Source organism: Pseudomonas sp. SDT291_1_S447, from assembly GCF_054070155.1.
Window position 1 is genome coordinate 1 of record NZ_JBSVXS010000060.1, and the last position, 17,056, is coordinate 17,056.

15 protein-coding genes are annotated in these 17,056 nt (G+C 59.1%); 8 read left to right on the forward strand and 7 right to left on the reverse strand.

The annotated features are described in order from the left end of the window. Positions 1-137 precede the first annotated feature (137 nt). The 3 genes from ACW9IR_RS18310 to ACW9IR_RS18320 are packed head-to-tail and all read left to right on the forward strand — an operon-like array spanning position 138 to position 2,696. Positions 138-602, forward strand: coding sequence for a multidrug transporter (locus ACW9IR_RS18310; RefSeq protein ID WP_457464559.1), 465 nt, complete (start codon positions 138-140; stop codon positions 600-602). Between the two features lie 36 nt (positions 603-638). Then, positions 639-1,463 (forward strand): SDR family oxidoreductase, encoded by an 825-nt coding sequence (locus tag ACW9IR_RS18315; RefSeq protein ID WP_457464521.1) that lies wholly within the window; start codon positions 639-641, stop codon positions 1,461-1,463. A 9-nt stretch (positions 1,464-1,472) separates the two neighbouring features. Beyond that, positions 1,473-2,696 carry a sel1 repeat family protein gene (locus ACW9IR_RS18320; protein ID WP_457464523.1) on the forward strand — a complete coding sequence of 408 codons (1,224 nt, stop codon included), beginning with the start codon at positions 1,473-1,475 and terminating at the stop codon, positions 2,694-2,696. A gap of 98 nt (positions 2,697-2,794) precedes the next feature. On the opposite strand, the gene ACW9IR_RS18325 is transcribed toward ACW9IR_RS18320, so the two are convergent. The 4 genes from ACW9IR_RS18325 to ACW9IR_RS18340 form a co-directional block, all read right to left on the reverse strand. Next, a complete protein-coding gene (locus ACW9IR_RS18325) occupies positions 2,795-3,661 on the reverse strand; it encodes an efflux RND transporter periplasmic adaptor subunit (RefSeq protein WP_457464525.1) in 867 nt (288 codons plus the stop codon). 10 nt (positions 3,662-3,671) lie between these two features. Continuing rightward, positions 3,672-3,872, reverse strand: coding sequence for a DUF1656 domain-containing protein (locus ACW9IR_RS18330; RefSeq protein WP_007914106.1), 201 nt, complete (start codon positions 3,870-3,872; stop codon positions 3,672-3,674). Beyond that, positions 3,862-6,054 carry an FUSC family protein gene (locus tag ACW9IR_RS18335; protein WP_457464527.1) on the reverse strand — a complete coding sequence of 731 codons (2,193 nt, stop codon included), beginning with the start codon at positions 6,052-6,054 and terminating at the stop codon, positions 3,862-3,864. Before ACW9IR_RS18335 ends, ACW9IR_RS18330 begins: the two co-directional genes overlap by 11 nt. Before the next feature lie 140 nt (positions 6,055-6,194). After that, entirely contained in the window at positions 6,195-7,694 is a 1,500-nt protein-coding gene (locus ACW9IR_RS18340) for an efflux transporter outer membrane subunit (protein WP_457464529.1), read from the reverse strand. 280 nt (positions 7,695-7,974) lie between these two features. On the opposite strand from ACW9IR_RS18340, the gene ACW9IR_RS18345 reads away from it, so the two are divergent. Together ACW9IR_RS18345 and ACW9IR_RS18350 are read left to right on the forward strand one after the other, a co-directional pair. Then, positions 7,975-8,943 carry a LysR family transcriptional regulator gene (locus ACW9IR_RS18345; protein ID WP_102900633.1) on the forward strand — a complete coding sequence of 323 codons (969 nt, stop codon included), beginning with the start codon at positions 7,975-7,977 and terminating at the stop codon, positions 8,941-8,943. Positions 8,944-9,338: 395 nt separating this feature from the next. Further along, entirely contained in the window at positions 9,339-9,713 is a 375-nt protein-coding gene (locus ACW9IR_RS18350; protein WP_457464531.1) for a DUF6124 family protein, read from the forward strand. A 115-nt stretch (positions 9,714-9,828) separates the two neighbouring features. Here ACW9IR_RS18350 and ACW9IR_RS18355 read toward each other — a convergent pair whose 3' ends face one another. Then, positions 9,829-10,290 carry a hypothetical protein gene (locus ACW9IR_RS18355; RefSeq protein ID WP_457464533.1) on the reverse strand — a complete coding sequence of 154 codons (462 nt, stop codon included), beginning with the start codon at positions 10,288-10,290 and terminating at the stop codon, positions 9,829-9,831. A 345-nt stretch (positions 10,291-10,635) separates the two neighbouring features. On the opposite strand from ACW9IR_RS18355, the gene ACW9IR_RS18360 reads away from it, so the two are divergent. Together ACW9IR_RS18360 and ACW9IR_RS18365 are read left to right on the forward strand one after the other, a co-directional pair. Then, the gene (locus tag ACW9IR_RS18360; protein ID WP_457464535.1) at positions 10,636-11,610 is read left to right on the forward strand and encodes a 2-hydroxyacid dehydrogenase; all 975 of its coding nucleotides are present in this window, start codon (positions 10,636-10,638) and stop codon (positions 11,608-11,610) included. A 148-nt stretch (positions 11,611-11,758) separates the two neighbouring features. Continuing rightward, complete coding sequence (locus tag ACW9IR_RS18365) at positions 11,759-12,268, forward strand: DUF2165 family protein (RefSeq protein WP_457464537.1); 510 nt, start codon at positions 11,759-11,761, stop codon at positions 12,266-12,268. 19 nt (positions 12,269-12,287) lie between these two features. On the opposite strand, the gene ACW9IR_RS18370 is transcribed toward ACW9IR_RS18365, so the two are convergent. Continuing rightward, entirely contained in the window at positions 12,288-13,190 is a 903-nt protein-coding gene (locus tag ACW9IR_RS18370; RefSeq protein ID WP_457464539.1) for a DMT family transporter, read from the reverse strand. A gap of 138 nt (positions 13,191-13,328) precedes the next feature. Between ACW9IR_RS18370 and ACW9IR_RS18375 the strand changes: the two genes are divergently transcribed. Beyond that, positions 13,329-14,204, forward strand: coding sequence for a helix-turn-helix domain-containing protein (locus tag ACW9IR_RS18375; RefSeq protein WP_457464541.1), 876 nt, complete (start codon positions 13,329-13,331; stop codon positions 14,202-14,204). Positions 14,205-14,535: 331 nt separating this feature from the next. Here the strand turns inward: ACW9IR_RS18375 and ACW9IR_RS18380 are convergent, their stop codons facing one another. Further along, positions 14,536-16,965, reverse strand: a complete 2,430-nt coding sequence (locus tag ACW9IR_RS18380) for a TonB-dependent siderophore receptor (RefSeq protein ID WP_457464543.1) — start codon at positions 16,963-16,965, stop codon at positions 14,536-14,538. Positions 16,966-17,056 lie beyond the last annotated feature (91 nt).

Sequence of the window (17,056 nt, forward strand, 5' to 3'; positions counted from 1 at the left end):
ACACTTGAAATGCATTCCCCTGTGGGAGCGAGCCTGCTCGCGAAGAGGCTCGGTCAGACACCGCAAGTCCCGATGCCCATCGCCAACCTCACCTACGCTTAGGTAGGATGACCCTCTCTCTCGTCGAGGTTGTGCGCATGTTCATCGGCATTCTGCTGGTCATCACCTGGTTGATCCTGCTGTTGCGCTACCCGGCCAAGGCCTTGCCGGTTTCAGTGGCGGCGGCGATTGGCCTGGGTTTTGTGGCCATGTGGGTGGTGTGGCTGGACAACCGCGAGGTCAAGCAACTGGCGCGTCTTGAGATGCGTATCGCTTACGCCCCGGAACAATGCCCGGCCGATCGTCCGCTGCAACTGAAAATGAAAAACGCCAACGACGTGCCCCTGACCGAACTGCGCTGGCGCATCGCAGCCTATGCGCCGGGCGACACGGTCAATCTGGCCGACAACCAATACACCGCCCCGCGCTATCGCGGCCCCGGCGAACTGCAGGCCGGCGGCGAATGGGAAGACTGCCTGCCCATGCCGCCGCTGCGCTCCGGTTATCGCCCGCAAACCCTGGAGTTTCGCGCCGAGCGCTTGCAGGGTAGTTTCTCCGACTGATCCCCTTCCCCACTCTATTTGCACAAGGAATGCGCCATGCCCGTTGCGTTGATTACCGGTTGTTCCAGCGGCATCGGCCGCGCCCTCGCCGATGCGTTCAAAGCCGCCGGTTTCGAAGTCTGGGCCAGTGCGCGCAAGGCTGAAGACGTGGCGTTGCTGGCATCAGCCGGGTTCACCGCCGTGCAACTCGACGTCAACGACAATGCGGCGCTGGAGCAACTTGGTGAGCGGATCAACCAGCAACACGGCGGCCTCGATGTGCTGATCAACAACGCGGGGTACGGCGCCATGGGGCCGCTGCTCGATGGCGGTGTGGCGGCCATGCAGCGCCAGTTCGAAACCAATGTGTTTTCGATCGTCGGCGTCACCCGCGCACTGTTTCCTGTATTGCGCCGGGCCAAGGGACTGGTGGTGAATATCGGCAGTGTGTCCGGGGTTTTGGTCACACCGTTCGCTGGTGCCTATTGCGCATCGAAGGCGGCAGTGCATGCGTTGAGCGATGCCTTGCGCATGGAGCTGGCACCGTTCGGTATTCGCGTGATGGAAGTGCAGCCGGGGGCGATTCAATCGAGTTTTGCCAAAAATGCCGGGCATGAAGCCGAGCAGTTGATCAATGAACAATCACCATGGTTTCCGCTGCGTGAGGGCATTCGCGCGCGGGCCAAGGCGTCGCAGGACAAGCCGACGCCGGCCAGGGAGTTTGCTGCTGAGCTGCTGAAAGCCGTGCAACAGAACAAACCGTCCAGGTTGATCCGCATCGGCAATGGCAGCCGGGCGTTGCCGTTGTTGGCGGCGTTGTTGCCGAAAGGTTTGCTGGAGTCGACGTTGATGAGGCGCTTCGGGCTGCGCGGGAAGCTCTGATTCACTTCGGTGAAATTGCCAAATCAGCCGATCAACGTAGAATGCGCCGCACTTGAAGCAGCCAATGCTTCAAGTGAACCGGATAGCGTATGGAATCGCTGGCGCACGCACCGAAGCAAGGGAATTGCTGAACACCGATATCCCCCTCCCCCGGCCTTTCTTTGCGGAAACGTCGCTGCTTTGTTTGTCTGCCTGACGCCGCCCTGCGTTCGCTTCACTTCAGATCAGGACCAACTTTTGAAAGTTCTCAACGTATTGCCTGTGGCATTGCTCGCATGGCTGGCGGGCTGTTCGACTCAAGAAGTGCCCCTCAACGACACCCTGCCGAAATTGACCGCGCAAGCGCTCTTGCCAGCCGTCACCGAAAACGAATACTGCAATCCGCAGATGGACAGCGACATTGTGTTTGGCACAGGTTTGCTGATGTTCGAAGACGGATCACGCGATGTCGCCCAAACTTGCCTGGTCATGGCAGCGCCGAAACACCCTCGGGCGTTTTGCTACCTGTCCAGAATGGTGATGCAGTCCGGCGACCTGAGCAAAAACAAAGACCTGGTCTTCAACTACACAGGTTATGCGGCAAAGCAAAATGACTGGTGCGCGGAGTACGGCATGTACGATATGTACAGTTCCGGCACTCTCGGGGCGAAAAAAGATGCCAAACTTGCCATGCGCTGGCTGCTGCGCTCATCGCAACACGGTTATCCGGATGCCCAGAAGGAACTGATCAAGCAGTACGAAAAACAGGACAACCTGCCCGAAGCTTACGCGTGGAGCAAATTCCTCATCGATACTGAGGACGCCGCCATCGGCACCACACTCAAAACCCGGATGACCCCGAGCCAGGTTGCCGAGGCTGACAAACGCTACAACGACCTCGTCCCTCAGGTCGCCAGCAAGGCGGCATTGGCCGCAGAAGAACGAGCAGAGGACGTCGCCCGCTACTCCGCCCAGATCTATCAGGATTATCCGGATACCTTCAAGGGTCTGACGTCCGCCGAGCGTTATGCCTACATGAGTCAGTCGATCGGCGATGCCATGGACCTGCCATTCATCAGGAACCGTGATCATGTATTGATTTACATCGTGATCAATCGCGCCGCTCAGTTGAAAAAACCTGACGCAAACATTGCCAATGACCAGCGGATTGTCACCCTCATTGAAGACAAACGGTTAACCGTCGATGAGACCATCGAGTCCGGACTGCGGGTGGTCAAAACGTTCTACCGATAACCCCGATCGCGAGCAGGCTCGCTCCTACAGTGGATCTTCGGTGTGATACAGATCCAGTGTAGGAGTGAGCCTGCTCGCGATGCAGACGACTCGATCCATCAGTTATCCACAGCGCTCTGACTCACCACAACCGTACAAGTAATCCCCGCCGCCAACAAAACACCCTCCGGCACTTCATCAATGTGAATGCGCACCGGCACCCGCTGCGCCAGGCGCACCCAGTTGAACGTCGGGTTCACATCGGCGATCAGCTCGCGGCTTTCCGGGTTGTCGCGGTCATAAATGCCGCGCGAGATGCTCTCCACGTGGCCCTTCAAGACTTCGCCGCTCATCAACTGCATATCGGCCTTGTCGCCCACTTTCACGTGAGGCAGTTTGGTCTCTTCGAAGAAGCCGTAAACCCAGAACGAATTCATGTCGACCACGGCCATTTTCGCCTCGCCGATACGCGCGTAATCACCGCGATGCACGTTGAGGTTGGTCACGTAGCCGTCGACGGCCGCACGCACTTCGGTGCGTTTCAGGTTGAGTTCGGCCGCTTCCAGTTGCGCTTGCGCATGTTGATAATCGGCCAGTGCGGCGTCGGCGATGTTGCTGGCGTCGTCGCGGTTTTCCTTGGAGATCACCAGGTTGTCCAGATCGGCGCGGCGATGGGCGTTGACCTTGCGCATCTCCCACGTCGACTTGCGCGAGGCGACCAGCGACTGCGCCTGTTTCACTGCGATGCGGTAATGCTCGGGGTCGATCTGCATCAGCAAATCGCCCTTCTTCACCAGTTGGTTGTCGCGCACCGGCACATCGATCACTTCGCCAGTGACGTCGGCTGCGACGTTGATGATATCGGCGCGAACCCGGCCGTCGCGGGTCCACGGCGTGTTCATGTAGTGCTCCCACAACGTGCGGCCGATCCACAGCGCCAGGGCCAGCACCAGCAGGGTCGCGAGCAGGCTGAAAAACTTTTTCATCAGATCGTTCTCAACGGTAGACAGTCAGCGCCATGGCGCCGAACAGACAGGTAAACAGACTCAGACGCAGCAGCGCCGGGTGCCAGAAAAAGCGGTACAGATCGAACCCGGACAAAAAACGATCCACCGCCCAGGCCAGTGCCGCAGCGATGAAAAACATCAGGGTCATGGTCGGCATGTACACGCCGTGGAAGGCGATTTCACGAGGCATGGGCAAGTCCTTCGGGCTTGGCGATGGCGTAGGCAGCGAGCGGTGATTGCGGGTCGAGCAGCGAAGTGCGGATGAAGTGCAGATAGCTCTTCACCCGACGCAACGCCGAGGTATCGAAGTGTGGGGCGAACGGTTCGTCAGTGGCCGCTACGCGACTGATTGCGTGGTCGACCGCCACCAGCGCACGTTCGAGATTGCTACCGTTCGGTTGCAGAAACAGCCGCACCAGCGCGCGGCCCATCACGCGGATCGCCTGGCGCCACGGCTGCGATTCGGCATAGGCCGGGTGCACCGGCAAAATCGCCTGCTCCTTGCGCAGCTCGATGATCGCGTGGCCGACTTCCAGGACCACGAACATCCAGCGCAGCAGGTTCTTCTGCACCTTCGGCTGACCGGCCGCGAGGCCATAAGCCTGATGCAAGAGATCACGTGTGCGGCTCTCGAAACTCGACGCCAGGCCTTTGAGTTTGCCGCTGATCGCGTAGACCACTTGGCCGCGCAGATCCTGCTCCAGACGCTTCCACAGCCAGCGACTGTTCGGCGGCAGAATAATCGCCCCGGCAGCGGCACAGACCAGCATGCCCATGACCATGGCGATGTAGTCGTTGATAAAGGTGTACGGGTTGTAAATGGTCAGGTTGTCCGGCACCGATCCGGTGCTGAAGAAGATCAGCAGACCGAGGCCGACCCCGGCGTATTGCGGGCGCGAGGTGAGGAACGAACCGAGCACGATTACCGGTGCGAGCATCACGCACAGCAACGGAAAGCCATCGATCCACGGGAAGATGAAAAACATCTCGACGAAGCCGATCAGGGCGCCGAGGAAGGTGCCGCAAGCCATTTGGAATGCCATGCGTTTCGGGTTCGGTGTGGCGGCGGAGAGGCCCACGGTGGCGGCCGCAATCAGGGTCATCGTCGCGCCGCTTGGCCAAGCGGTAGCGACCCAATAACTGCCCAGCACGATGAGAATGAACGAAGCGCGAATGCCCGACGCAGCGGCTGCCCACCAATTGGTTTGCGGGGTGAACGGCTCGTCCCAGCGCTCGCGTTCGTGGCGGTGATCGGCCAAGGATGCGTGGGTCTGTGCATAACTGTGCAAATCATCGACGAAGCGATAGAGCAATTCGTACGCGGTGTGGAAATCCAGTTGTTCGGCGTCGCTCGGATCGGTTTCCTGGAAGATGGCGCGCAAGCTTCGCACGCGTGACGGCAGGCCTTCCTTGTAGGATGCCAATGCCGTCGCCAAACGGGCGGCATCAGGGCTGGTCAGAGCGCGGCCGCTGAAGCCATCGAGCACTTCGGCGAGATCCTGCAGGCCCGGTCTGATCGCCGCGACCACATGTTCTTCGCCATTGCCACGCAAGCGTTCAAGCAACTGATGCAAGGCGTTAAAACGTGTGGTGATGCCCATGAATTCGCTGTTCAAACGGCTCAGTCGGCCGTTGCGCCGACGCATGTGCGGGTCTTCGAATACGGTCACGCTGCGCAGCCCTTCCAGCCCCACGGCCTCAGCAATGAAGCGCACATTGCTCGCCTCGAAAGACTCGGCCTTGCTGCGTCCGCGCAGGCCATCGGTGACGAACAGCGCGAACACGCCGAAGCGCTGATACAAGGCGTTGCGCATGGCGGCGCTGGCGGTTTGCGGCAGGATCGCGGCGCTGACCAGAGTCGAGCAGAGAATCCCTAGCGAGATCTCCAGCACCCGCCACACCGCCGCCATGAACGCTCCATCCGGGTGCGCCAGCGCCGGCAGCCCGACCATCGCGGCTGTATAGCCAGCGAGGACAAAACCGTAAGCACGGAAGTTGCGGCAACGCGCGGCACCGGCCGAGCAGATGCCGACCCAGATCGCCAGCGAGCCGAGGAACAGCTCAGTGTTCTGCGCAAATAACGCAATCAGCGTGACCATCATCGCCGACCCGGCCAGCGTGCCGAGGAAGCGATAGAAACTCTTGGCGAACACCTGGCCGCTCTGCGGCTGCATGACGATGAACACGGTGATCATCGCCGTGCGCGGCTGCGGCAATTCCAGGCGCATGGCCAGCCACAGGGTGAGGAATGCCGCGATCAGCACCTTGAAGATGTAGACCCAGGTCACGCCATCGCTGCGCGCCCAGTCGAAAAAACCACGGCGCCATTCCAGGGAGTAGAGCCAGCGCAGAGCTGCGGGCAAGGGAGTCATTTAATTGTGCTCATGGATTCAGGCAAGACGCGGTCCCTGTAGGAGTGAGCCTGCTCGCGATAGCGGTGTGTCAGCCAACATAAATGCAGACTGACAGGCCCTCATCGCGAGCAGGCTCACTCCTACAATGGGTTGTGTGTTCAACGCAGGAGCATCGGGGTTTTCGGGGCCTGGGTTTTCTCGGCAGTCGGCACATCGTTGCCAGCGCCGAGGCCACCGCCCAGCGCAGTTACCAACTCGGCATGCGCACTCAATCGCGCCGCCTGCACCTGCTGCTGCACCTGCTGCTGCTTGAACAGCAACGTCTGCGCATTGAGCACGTTGAGGTAATCGGTGAGGCCGCGCTGATACGCGATCATCGCGATGTCGTAGGTCTTCTGCGCCGTGGCCACCGACTCGGCGGCAAAACCTTGCTGTTTGTCCATCGACTCGCGGCGGATCAACTGGTCGGAGATATTCTTCAGCGCATTCACCAGCGTCTGGTTGTAATGCGCGACAGCGATGTCGTAACCGGCGGAGGCTTCACCCAGCTCTGAGCGCAATCGACCACCGTCGAAGATTGGCAATGAGATCGCCGGGCCGACGTTGTAGTTGAGTTTCTTGCCGGTCAAAAACTCCAGCGCGCCACCGCCGGTGGCCATGTAGCCGAGGCTGCCGACCAGATCGACGTTGGGATAAAACCCGGCATGCGCGACATCAATCCCGCGCGCCTGCGCCGCCACTTGCCAGCGACTGGCGACCACGTCCGGACGCTGACCGAGCAGCTCGGCTGGCAATGCCGACGGCAGTTTCAACGCAGCACCAAGGGACAGGGTCGGACGCTGCAACTGCGCGCCCTCCCCCGGCCCTTTCCCCGCCAGCGCTGCAAGTTGATTGCGACTGAGGGCAATTTCCTCATCCAGCGCATCGATTTGCCGATGGGTTTCCGGCAGCGGCGTTTCCGCCTGACTGACTTCGAAATGCGTGCCGATCCCGCCGTTCAAACGCTTCTGTGCCAGATCGAGAATCTGTTGCTGCTGCTTGAGCGTCGCCGCGACGATGTCGCGCTGGGCGTAATGCAGCGACAGTTCGATGTAGGCGCGGACGATGTTGTTCTGCAATTCGAGCTGCGCCAATCGCGCCTCAGCGGCGCTCATGTGCGCCAGATCCACCGCCCGCTCACTGGCATTGCTTTCTCGGCCCCAGAGGTCGAGGGCGTAGCTGAAACCCAGCGCGGCGTTGTTGTCCCAGGTCGTGGTGTTGGCCAGATCGCCCGGGCCGTAGAACTGATCGGTCGGCCAGTTATGGCGCTTGAGTGTCGACTCGCCATTGATCTGCAACGACTCGGCCGCCTCGGCGACGCCGGCCATGGCTTTGGCCTGTCGCACTCGCGCGGCGGCCATGGCCATGCTCGGGCTGCCCTTCACGGCGAGGTCAATCCAGCGATTGAGTTGCGGGTCGCCGTAGGCTTGCCACCATTGCGCGGTGGGCCAGTTAGCGTCACGGGCAGCGTGGGCGATAGCGTCGTCGGTGGCCAGCGTATTGGCTTCCATTGCCATGCCCTGTGGGGCAATTCCGTCCGTTGAGATGCAGCCGCCAAGACCCAGGGTAAAAGCCAGAACACTGAGCGGCAAAAGCGCTCTGTTGATGCGACGCGGCACAGCTGCGAATTCCTGAGAAGAGGATAAGGCGGGGCTTGTTTGCTGTAGGAGCTGCCGCAGGCTGCGATCTGTTGACCTTGATTCCCTTAAAACAAAATCAAAAGATCGCAGCCTGCGGCAGCTCCTCCATTGGATCGGCGCAATTCTATGGAACGCCCTGTACGGCGATAAGCTGGGATTTCTGTGAATCTTTGTTACGGTTAACGAGATAATCCCTTGGTCGGGGGTCTCGCCCCTGAAACTTCGTGTCACAATTTGCCATCTCCCTTGAGAGCACCCCATGGACACTTTGCAAAACATGCGCGCCTTCAGTTGTGTCGCCGAAGCCGGCAGCTTCACCGCCGCCGCCGTGCAACTCGACACCACCACCGCCAACGTCTCGCGCGCGGTCTCCAACCTGGAAGCCCACCTGCAAACCCGCTTGCTCAACCGCACCACGCGGCGCATTGCCCTGACCGAAGCGGGCAAACGCTACCTGCTGCGCTGCGAGCAGATCCTGGCCTATGTCGAAGAGGCCGAAGCCGAAGCCAGCGACGCCCACGCGCGCCCGGCCGGGCAACTGAAAGTGCACACCATGACCGGCATCGGCCAGCACTTCGTCATCGACGCCATCGCCCGCTACCGCAAGACCCACCCGGACGTCACCTTCGACCTGACCCTGGCCAACCGCGTGCCGGACCTGCTCGACGAGGGCTACGACGTGTCCATCGTGCTCGCCAGCGAATTGCCGGACTCGGGTTTTGTCTCGCAACGCCTTGGCATCACCTACAGCATCGTCTGCGCATCCCCCGCCTACGTGAAAGCCAACGGCGCCGCGCAAAAGCCCAGCGACCTGCTCAACCATGCCTGCCTGCGCTTGGTCAGCCCGGTGATCCCCCTGGAAAAATGGGCCTTCGACGGCCCGGAAGGCCAGGAAATGGTCACCATCAACAGCTCGCCGTTTCTGGTGAACTCCGCCGACGCGATGAAAACCGCGATCACCAGCGGCATGGGCGTGGGCGTGTTGCCGGTGTATGCGGCGATCGAAGGCTTGCGCAACGGCACGCTGGTGCGGGTGATGCCGAACTACCGCTCGCAAGAGCTGAACCTGTATGCGATCTACCCGTCGCGGCAATATCTGGATGCGAAGATCAAGACGTGGGTTGAGTATTTGCGCGGGTCGTTGCCGGAGATTTTGGCGGCGCATCAGGCGGAATTGGCGGCTTACGAATTAAGCGGCAGCCTTGCCGGCGTGCGCGTCGCTAACTGATTTTCAACACACCACGAACCCTGTGGGAGCTGCCGCAGGCTGCGATCTTTTGATCTTGATGTTTAATCGCAGCCTACGGCCGAGCCTACAGAAACGGGGATTTCGTGGATCTTTCCGACAGGTTTTGACGGTTGTCCGTCGGAAGTGCGGTGGCTAGGATTTGGGTGTCGCTGACGCATCAGCGACCGGGTCTGGAAAACCCGCAGGATCACAGCACATGACATAATGCCGCGCTTTTTCGGCGCCGAAGTTTTGTTATGGCGGCTGTACGTGGGAGACCTTCGGGTCTGCCGGGTTTGATCCTTTGCCGGTTTTTCCAGTCCGCGTACAGCTGCCACCCCTTTCGCCTGGAAAACGAAACATGGCAGCTCCATTTTCTTAAAAGGATATTTGCCATGATCAAACACAGCCCCAATCCGCCCGAAGCGGAGAACACCACCCCCTACGAATTCCCCGGTTCAAAGAAATTCCACGAAGCCGCCGACCGCGCCCTCGACCACTACCTCAAACCCAACGCACTCACCCTGCGTTTCCACAAACCCAGCACCATGTTCCAGGTCGCCCCGGAACAGGACAGCGAAAGCCTGCTGGTCCACGCCTGCGAATCACTGGCCCAGGCCAGCCTCATGACCAGCGACATCGCCGCCTACATCGACCTGCCGCAACGGCGCACGATTCTGGCGATTCAGCAGATCATCATGCTCGCCGAACTGGCGGTGAATCGCGTGCTGGATAATGTGGAAGTGACACTGCCCGCCACGCATCGCTAATCCTTAGGAGCAGCCTGAGTCCAGCGCGGGACGTCCACATCTATCGATAAACGTGGACGTCCCGATGGACGGCGATCGCTCAAAAAAACATTGATTGAATAAAAATAGAGTCGTGTTATTTCTTAACATGCTCAAGACCTGAAACATCTCTGAATGCACCAATCGCTTTTAACTTTGGCTCTGTTGAATGGTTTTGAACTTCCAAGTCAAACCCCACTGCCAATGTACCTTTAGCATAGTCGAAACTCACAGTTACAGCTCCACTGCCATAAACAGCCGGATACGGCGTGATTTTTGTCCAGTCATCGGACTTTTCGACCAAACTATAAAAAATAGACAGCCCTGAATCAGCCTCATAATCATGCTTACCATTAGTGATATCAGCCTTAAACCTGAACGTCAGAGACCCTGATCGCGTGACATCAAATTGCTGACGTGCATTAACGTAAACTTCCTCACCATTCGTTGCGAAGGTTTCAACCACGCCGTTGAAAGGTGCAAGACTATCAATGAGAACATTGGCCGTACCGCTCACATTTTTCTGTTTGTTTGAAAACAGAAAAAATTCATTTTTCATGAGAAGTCCTTTTATCAAAGTTGACTGTCGCGGAAAATACGAAATAAAAGACTGCCATTATTATGTTTTACCCGCACCTGTCAGAACTGACAGTCTTAGAGATCTATTCGCAATAAAAGCCTTTATCGACGATCTTTTTTGTTATAAGCGAAGTCATCAAAAGTTCAGCGCACGTTTAGAACAGCAACACTAGGAGAGACTCGGGATGAACACGGAGCCGCCCCCCGAAAAACCGTAGATTGGCCCAAAAGCCCGAGAGGCAGATCGGCGCACAAGCCGCCAAGACAACCCCAAGCCAGAAATGTTAGCGTGCTTGGTATCAAGCCCGAACAAGAGCCAAAAACGATGAAAAAAACTGTCCTGGCCTTCAGCCGCATAACCCCGCCCATGATCGAACGCCTGCAGCAAGAGTTCGACGTCATCGTCCCCAACCCAAAAGCCGGCGACATCAACGCCCAATTCAACGAAGCCCTGCCCCACGCCCACGGCCTCATCGGCGTCGGCCGCAAACTCGGCCAGGCCCAACTCGAAACCGCGACAAAACTCGAAGTAGTCTCCAGCGTCTCCGTCGGCTACGACAACTACGACCTCGACTACTTCAACCAACGCGGAATCATGCTCACCAACACCCCGGATGTGCTCACCGAAAGCACCGCCGACCTCGCCTTCACCCTGATCATGAGCAGCGCCCGCCGCGTCGCCGAACTCGACGCCTGGACCAAGGCCGGGCAATGGCAAGCCAGCGTCGGCGCCCCGCTGTTCGGCTGCGACGTCCACGGCAAAACCCTCGGCATCGTCGGCATGGGCAACATCGGCGCCGCCGTCGCCCGCCGTGGCCGCTTCGGTTTCAACATGCCGATCATCTACAGCGGCAACAGCCGCAAGACCGACCTGGAACAAGAACTCGGCGCGCAATTTCGCAGCCTCGATCAACTGCTCGCCGAAGCCGATTTCGTCTGCCTGGTGGTGCCGCTCAGCGACAAGACCCGCCACCTGATCAGCCATCGCGAACTGGCCCTGATGAAACCGGACGCCATCCTGGTGAACATCTCTCGTGGCCCGGTGGTCGATGAACCGGCCCTGATCGAAGCCCTGCAGAACAAGCGCATTCGTGGTGCCGGCCTCGACGTTTACGAAAAAGAACCGCTGGCCGAATCGCCGCTGTTCCAGTTGAGTAACGCCGTGACCCTGCCGCACATCGGCTCGGCGACGAATGAAACCCGCGAAGCCATGGCCAATCGTGCACTGGCCAACCTGCGCAGCGCCCTGCTCGGCGAACGTCCGCAGGATCTGGTCAACCCGCAAGTCTGGCGCGGATAAAAGAATACGGGCAAGTGCACCACTGCACTTGCCCGTTAGTTACGCCAATACACAATTTGAAATCGAACAACAAACAAAATTAAACAACAGCATTATAAGCTCTGCCTGGCCATCGAATTATCGACAAGCGCTATGGAGAGCAAAAACCTTGAACGCCCTGACAACCGACAAACTTATCCGTTACAGCAAAGTCATATTAATGGCTTACATCAGCTTCTTTGGCGTGCTGGTGATGATCCATAACTTCACCGACTATGACTCAAACTACACTTACGTGGCGCACATCCTGAGCATGGACACCACCACCGCCAGTGAAACCATCAAGTACCGAGCCATTGAATCACCGATGATTCATCACCGGATCTACTGGTTCATCATCACATTGGAAGTCACGTATACCGTGTTGTGCCTGATCGGCACCTATCAGCTGTATCGCAACATCAACGCCCCCGCAGAAATATTCCACGAGGCGAAGAAGTTTTCGATCATGGGCATACTGGCGGCCATTTTCATTTATTACGTCTGCCTGCAAACAGTTGGAGTGGAATGGTTTGACATGGACACTTCGCAATCATGGAATGCCAAGGACTGGGCGCGACATATCGTTGATTTCATCTTCCCGGTGATGATTTATATCACCTTGAAAATCGAGCGCTGAAGTTCAGCGCTCGTTTATTTCAAGCCAACTTTCCCTGTACCGGCGCCACCACCGATTTCGGTTTACGAAACACCAGTACGTTGCCCAGCATCACTAACACCAGACCGACCAGCGCCGGCGCTGTCCATTGGTAACCTTCAGCAAATGCCGAGACGTTCAGCGCAACGATCGGGAACAGCACGGTGCAGTAAGCCGCCCGCTCCGGGCCCATGCGTCCGACCAGCGTCAGATACGCGGTGAAACCGATCACTGAACCCGGGATTACCAAATACAGCAACGCACCGACATAACGCGGACTCCAATCCATGTCGAACGGAATGCCCTTGACCAGGCACCACACCGACAGCATCGCCGCGCCATAGGCCATGCCCCAGGCGTTGGTGGTCAGCGGTTTGAGACCGGCCTTCTGTTGCAGGCTCGAAAGCATGTTGCCCGCCGAGAAACACAAGGTGCCGCACAACGCCAGGCCGAGACCAAGCAAGGTTTGCGGGCTGGCCTGATGCCCGGCCAGTTCCGGCCAGAACAACATGCCCAACCCGAACAGCCCCAGCGCACCGCCCATCAGCACATTGCGTGCGATGCGCTGGCCAAAGAACACCCGCGCATTCAGCGCGTTCCACAGCGTTGCGGTAGAAAACACCACCGCGACCAGACCGCTGGGGATCCACTGACTGGCGGTCAGGAAGCACATGAAGTTGACGCAGAACAGACACAACCCCTGCGCCACACAGATGAGGTGCCCGCGACGATTCATCGGTTGCAGCCGACGGCTGAGCAGCAACAACGCAAACAGAACCAGCGCGGCGAGGCCGAAGCGATAGACGATCGACACCGGAATAGCCACCACGCCCAGTTGCCATTTCAAGGCAATCCAGGTGGTGCCCCAAATCAGCACGGTCAACAAATACAACGACAGGTTCATGGCACACACTCCTCGGTAGGCCTTGAGTGTCCGTCCGGTCAGGCTTGTGCGCTTGCAGATTCTTGCGCTTTTGTCTGGCGGCAGGCTGGCAGCGCGACGTCTACGGAGTAGGATGCAAGGCGTTGAAGAGAACCGACCATGGCCGCCATCGATACCCTGCAAGTCTTTCAAGCGTTAAACAGCTCGCCCAACGCACGCCTTGTGCACAGCGCCGAGCTAGGCGACGGCTTGTCTGCCGCTTTGTGGACCAACCACCACGATGCGCAGGACTATGAAGCGCCGAGCCACCACACGCTGTCCTGCTACATCGCCGGTGGTACCGGCACATTCCGTCGCGATCAACCCGGTCAAAAAGGCGGGCCGGACAAGTTGTGCATCCTGCCGGCCGATCATGAGTCAGGCTGGGTGATCAACGGCGATATCCGCTTGGCTCACCTGTATTTCAGCGCCGAACAATTTGCCCTCGGTTGCGTCACGCTGCTTGATCGCGAACCCCGTGAGATGCAATTGCGCGAGCAGACGTTTCTCGAAGATCCGCAACAGGCGCAATGCTTCCGTCGGTTGCTGACGCTGAATTGGGACGAACCCGCCGAACGTTTGCTGACCAGCAGCCTCGCCCATGAATTGATCAGCCACACCTTGCTCAGCCAAGTGGGTGCGCGTCAGGGTTTGCGGTTGAAGGGTGGATTGGCGCCACACCAGCGGCGGCAATTGGTGGAGTTCATCGACACTCAGTTGGCCGAGCCGATCAGCCTGGGGCAACTGGCCGGGTTGTGCGCGCTGTCGGAATACCACTTTGCGCGGATGTTCCGGACGAGTTTCGGCTTACCGCCGCATCAATACGTGCTGGCGCGGCGCTTGAGCCGGGCGCGGGAGTTGTTGCGCGGGACGGCGTTGCCGTTGGGTGAGATTGCGCTGGCGTGCGGGTTTGCCAGCGCGAGTCATTTCACTAATCGGTTCAAGCAGGTGTTGGGCGGGACGCCGGGAGAGTATCGGCAGGCGTTTTTGCGTTGAGCCCTTCTCCCCTCACCCCAGCCCTCTCCCAGAGGTAGAGGGGGCCGACCGAGGTGTCTGGCGCTGTACGTCGACCTGAAACACCGAATCGATTATGGATTCAAAGCATCACGTTCAAGTCGGTGTACCTCAGGAATATCCCCCGGTCAGTCCCCTCTCCCCCAAAGAGAGGGAGCCGACCGCGGTGTCTGGCGTTGTACATCGACCTGAATGATCGAGTCGATTATGGATTCCAAGCATTACTTTCAGGTCGGTGTATCTCTCGAATATCCCACGGTCAGTCCCCTCTCCCTCGGGGAGAGGGTTAGGGTGAGGGGCTTTTGATCTTGCCTTAAAACTCCAACGTGCTGGACAGCGACACCTGCCGCGAATCCCCCATCGACACAAAGAACCGGCTCGCCGCCGAGGTGTAATACGTGCGGTCAAACAGGTTCTTCACATTGAGCTGAAACTTGACCTTCTGCCCCTCAACCCTGGTGTCGTAAGTGGCAAACGCATCCGCCACGGTATAGCTCGGCAGATCAAAATCATTCACCGCATTACCGGCACGCTCACCGACATAACGCGCTCCAGCCCCCACGCGCAACTGGTCACCACCGATCACACTGCCGAAGTCATACACCGCCGACAACGAGCCGGAATTCTTCGCCACGTTTTGCAGGCGCTTGCCTTTGTAGTCCGGGTCTTCGGTCACTTCGGCATCGGTATAGGCGTAGCTGCCGATCATGCTCCAGTGATCGCTCAACTGACCGGTCAGGTCCATTTCCAGACCGCGCGAACGCACCTCGCCGGCCGCGCTGTAGATCGTCGTCGGGCCTTCGGAATTGGCCACCAGCACATTACGTTTTTTGATGTCGAACAACGCAATGTTGCCAGTGACGCGCCCCGGCAGATCCAGGCGCGCACCCAGCTCCCATGACTTGGCTTCTTCCGGCGCGATGCTGCCGTCGAGCACGGTGCTGCTGCCGCTCAGCGGGGCGATGGTCGAGTTGGGTTTGAACGATTCGGTGTAGCTGCCGTAAAACGACAAGGCATCGGTGTAGCGATACACCAGACCGGCGCGCGGCACCCACTTCTGCCCGTTGCTGTCGGTGTTGGCCTTGAACGGCACGCCTTTGCCGGCGTACTGGTCGTATTCCTGGAAGCGCCCGCCGGCGACCAGAATCCACTGGTCGTTGAGGTGAATCGAGTCCTGCATGAACACCGAATCGCTGCGCAGTTCATCGGTCTGCGCGCTGTCGGGGGCGCTGACGGTCGTGCCGGCGACTTCGCGGCCATACACCGGATTGAGGTAGCTGAACGTGGTCAGGCTTTTCTGCCGGATCAAGTCCTCGCGGTAGATCTTGCGGTACTCGTCATCGACGCCGAACACCAGATCATGCTGCATGCCCAGCACCTTGACCTTGCCTTCGAGACTGGCGGTGGTGAAACGGTCGGTGCTGATCGCGTTCTGGGTGCCGTCCATGCTGCGGGTCAGCGTGCCCTTGTTGGTGTCGATGGCCGTCACGCGAACTTGGCTGGCGTCGTAGGTTTCGCGGTTCCAGCTGTAACCGAAGTGCGCTTTCCAGTCGTCGTTGAGCTCGTGATCAGCTTCAAAGTGGTACAGATCCGAGCGGCCTTCCATGTTGTTGAACGGCTCGTCCAGACGCTCCTTGCGCGAGATGTCCAGCGGGTGATTGGTGCGCGGATCGATCAGCGTGCCACGGTCGAACGGCGTGAGAAATTCACGGTGCTCGTAGGCGAACAACAGCTTGGTGCTCTCGCCGAACCAGGCCAGCGACGGGGCGATCAGGGTTTCACGGTGGGTGCCGAAGTTGCGCCAGTAATCTTCGTCTTCGTGATCGAGCACCATGCGGTAGGCCAGCCCGGAATCGCCCAACGGGCCGGTGCTGTCGAAGGTGCCGCCGCTGCCGTTCTTGCCGTCGCCGTAGGTCGAACCACGCAAGGTCAGCGCATTGTATTGCGTCAGTTCGGGCTTCTTGCTGACCATGTTGACCACACCACCGGGGTCTTGAATGCCGTACAGCAAAGAGGCCGGGCCTTTGAGCACTTCGACGCGATCAACCGTGGCGTTCATGCCACGGCCCTGCACGATCGGCATGCCGTCGCGCATGATCGAGCCGTTGCGGTTGTCACCGAAACCGCGGGTCATCACCGAATCCTGAGTGCTGCCCAAGGTGTTGCCTTGGGTAATGCCGCTGACATTGGCCAGCGCGTCATCGAGATTGCGCGGCGCCTGATCGCGGATGACTTGCGCCGGGATGACGTTGACGGTCTGCGGGACTTCCTGCAACGACGCTGAGGAACGCATCACCGAACTGGTTTCCGGTGGTTGATAGCTCATCGATTCGTCGCGGGTCGAGGTGATGGTGGTGGCGCCGAGGTTCAACGCGCCTTCGGTGGGTTTGGGTTCCAGTGCCAGCGTGTGGCTATCGGTGCGACGGAAGTTGAGGCGGGAACCGCTGAGCAGGCGTTGCAGCGCCTGTTCGGCACTCATCTGGCCATTGACCGCCGGTGCGGTGAGGCCGTACGGCGCTTCGTCGGTGTAGACCACGCTCTGCCCGGTGACGCGGCTGAAGTCGCTCAAGGCTTGCGGCAGCGGTTTGGCGGCCAGGGAAAAATTGAACTGCTTTTGCGCTTGGCTGCTGGCGGTTTCAGCGGCCAGAGACACGCTTATCGGCAGCAATGCCAATGCCGAAAAACTCAATGCCGACACGCCCAACCACTGTTTGACCGAACCCGATTTTGCCCTGGACTTCATGACTCAATGACCTGTGTAGAACCGCAACGGATGCGAATGAATCGCAGTTTCAGTCACTACACGGATGGGGCTCGGGTTTACCTCACCACAA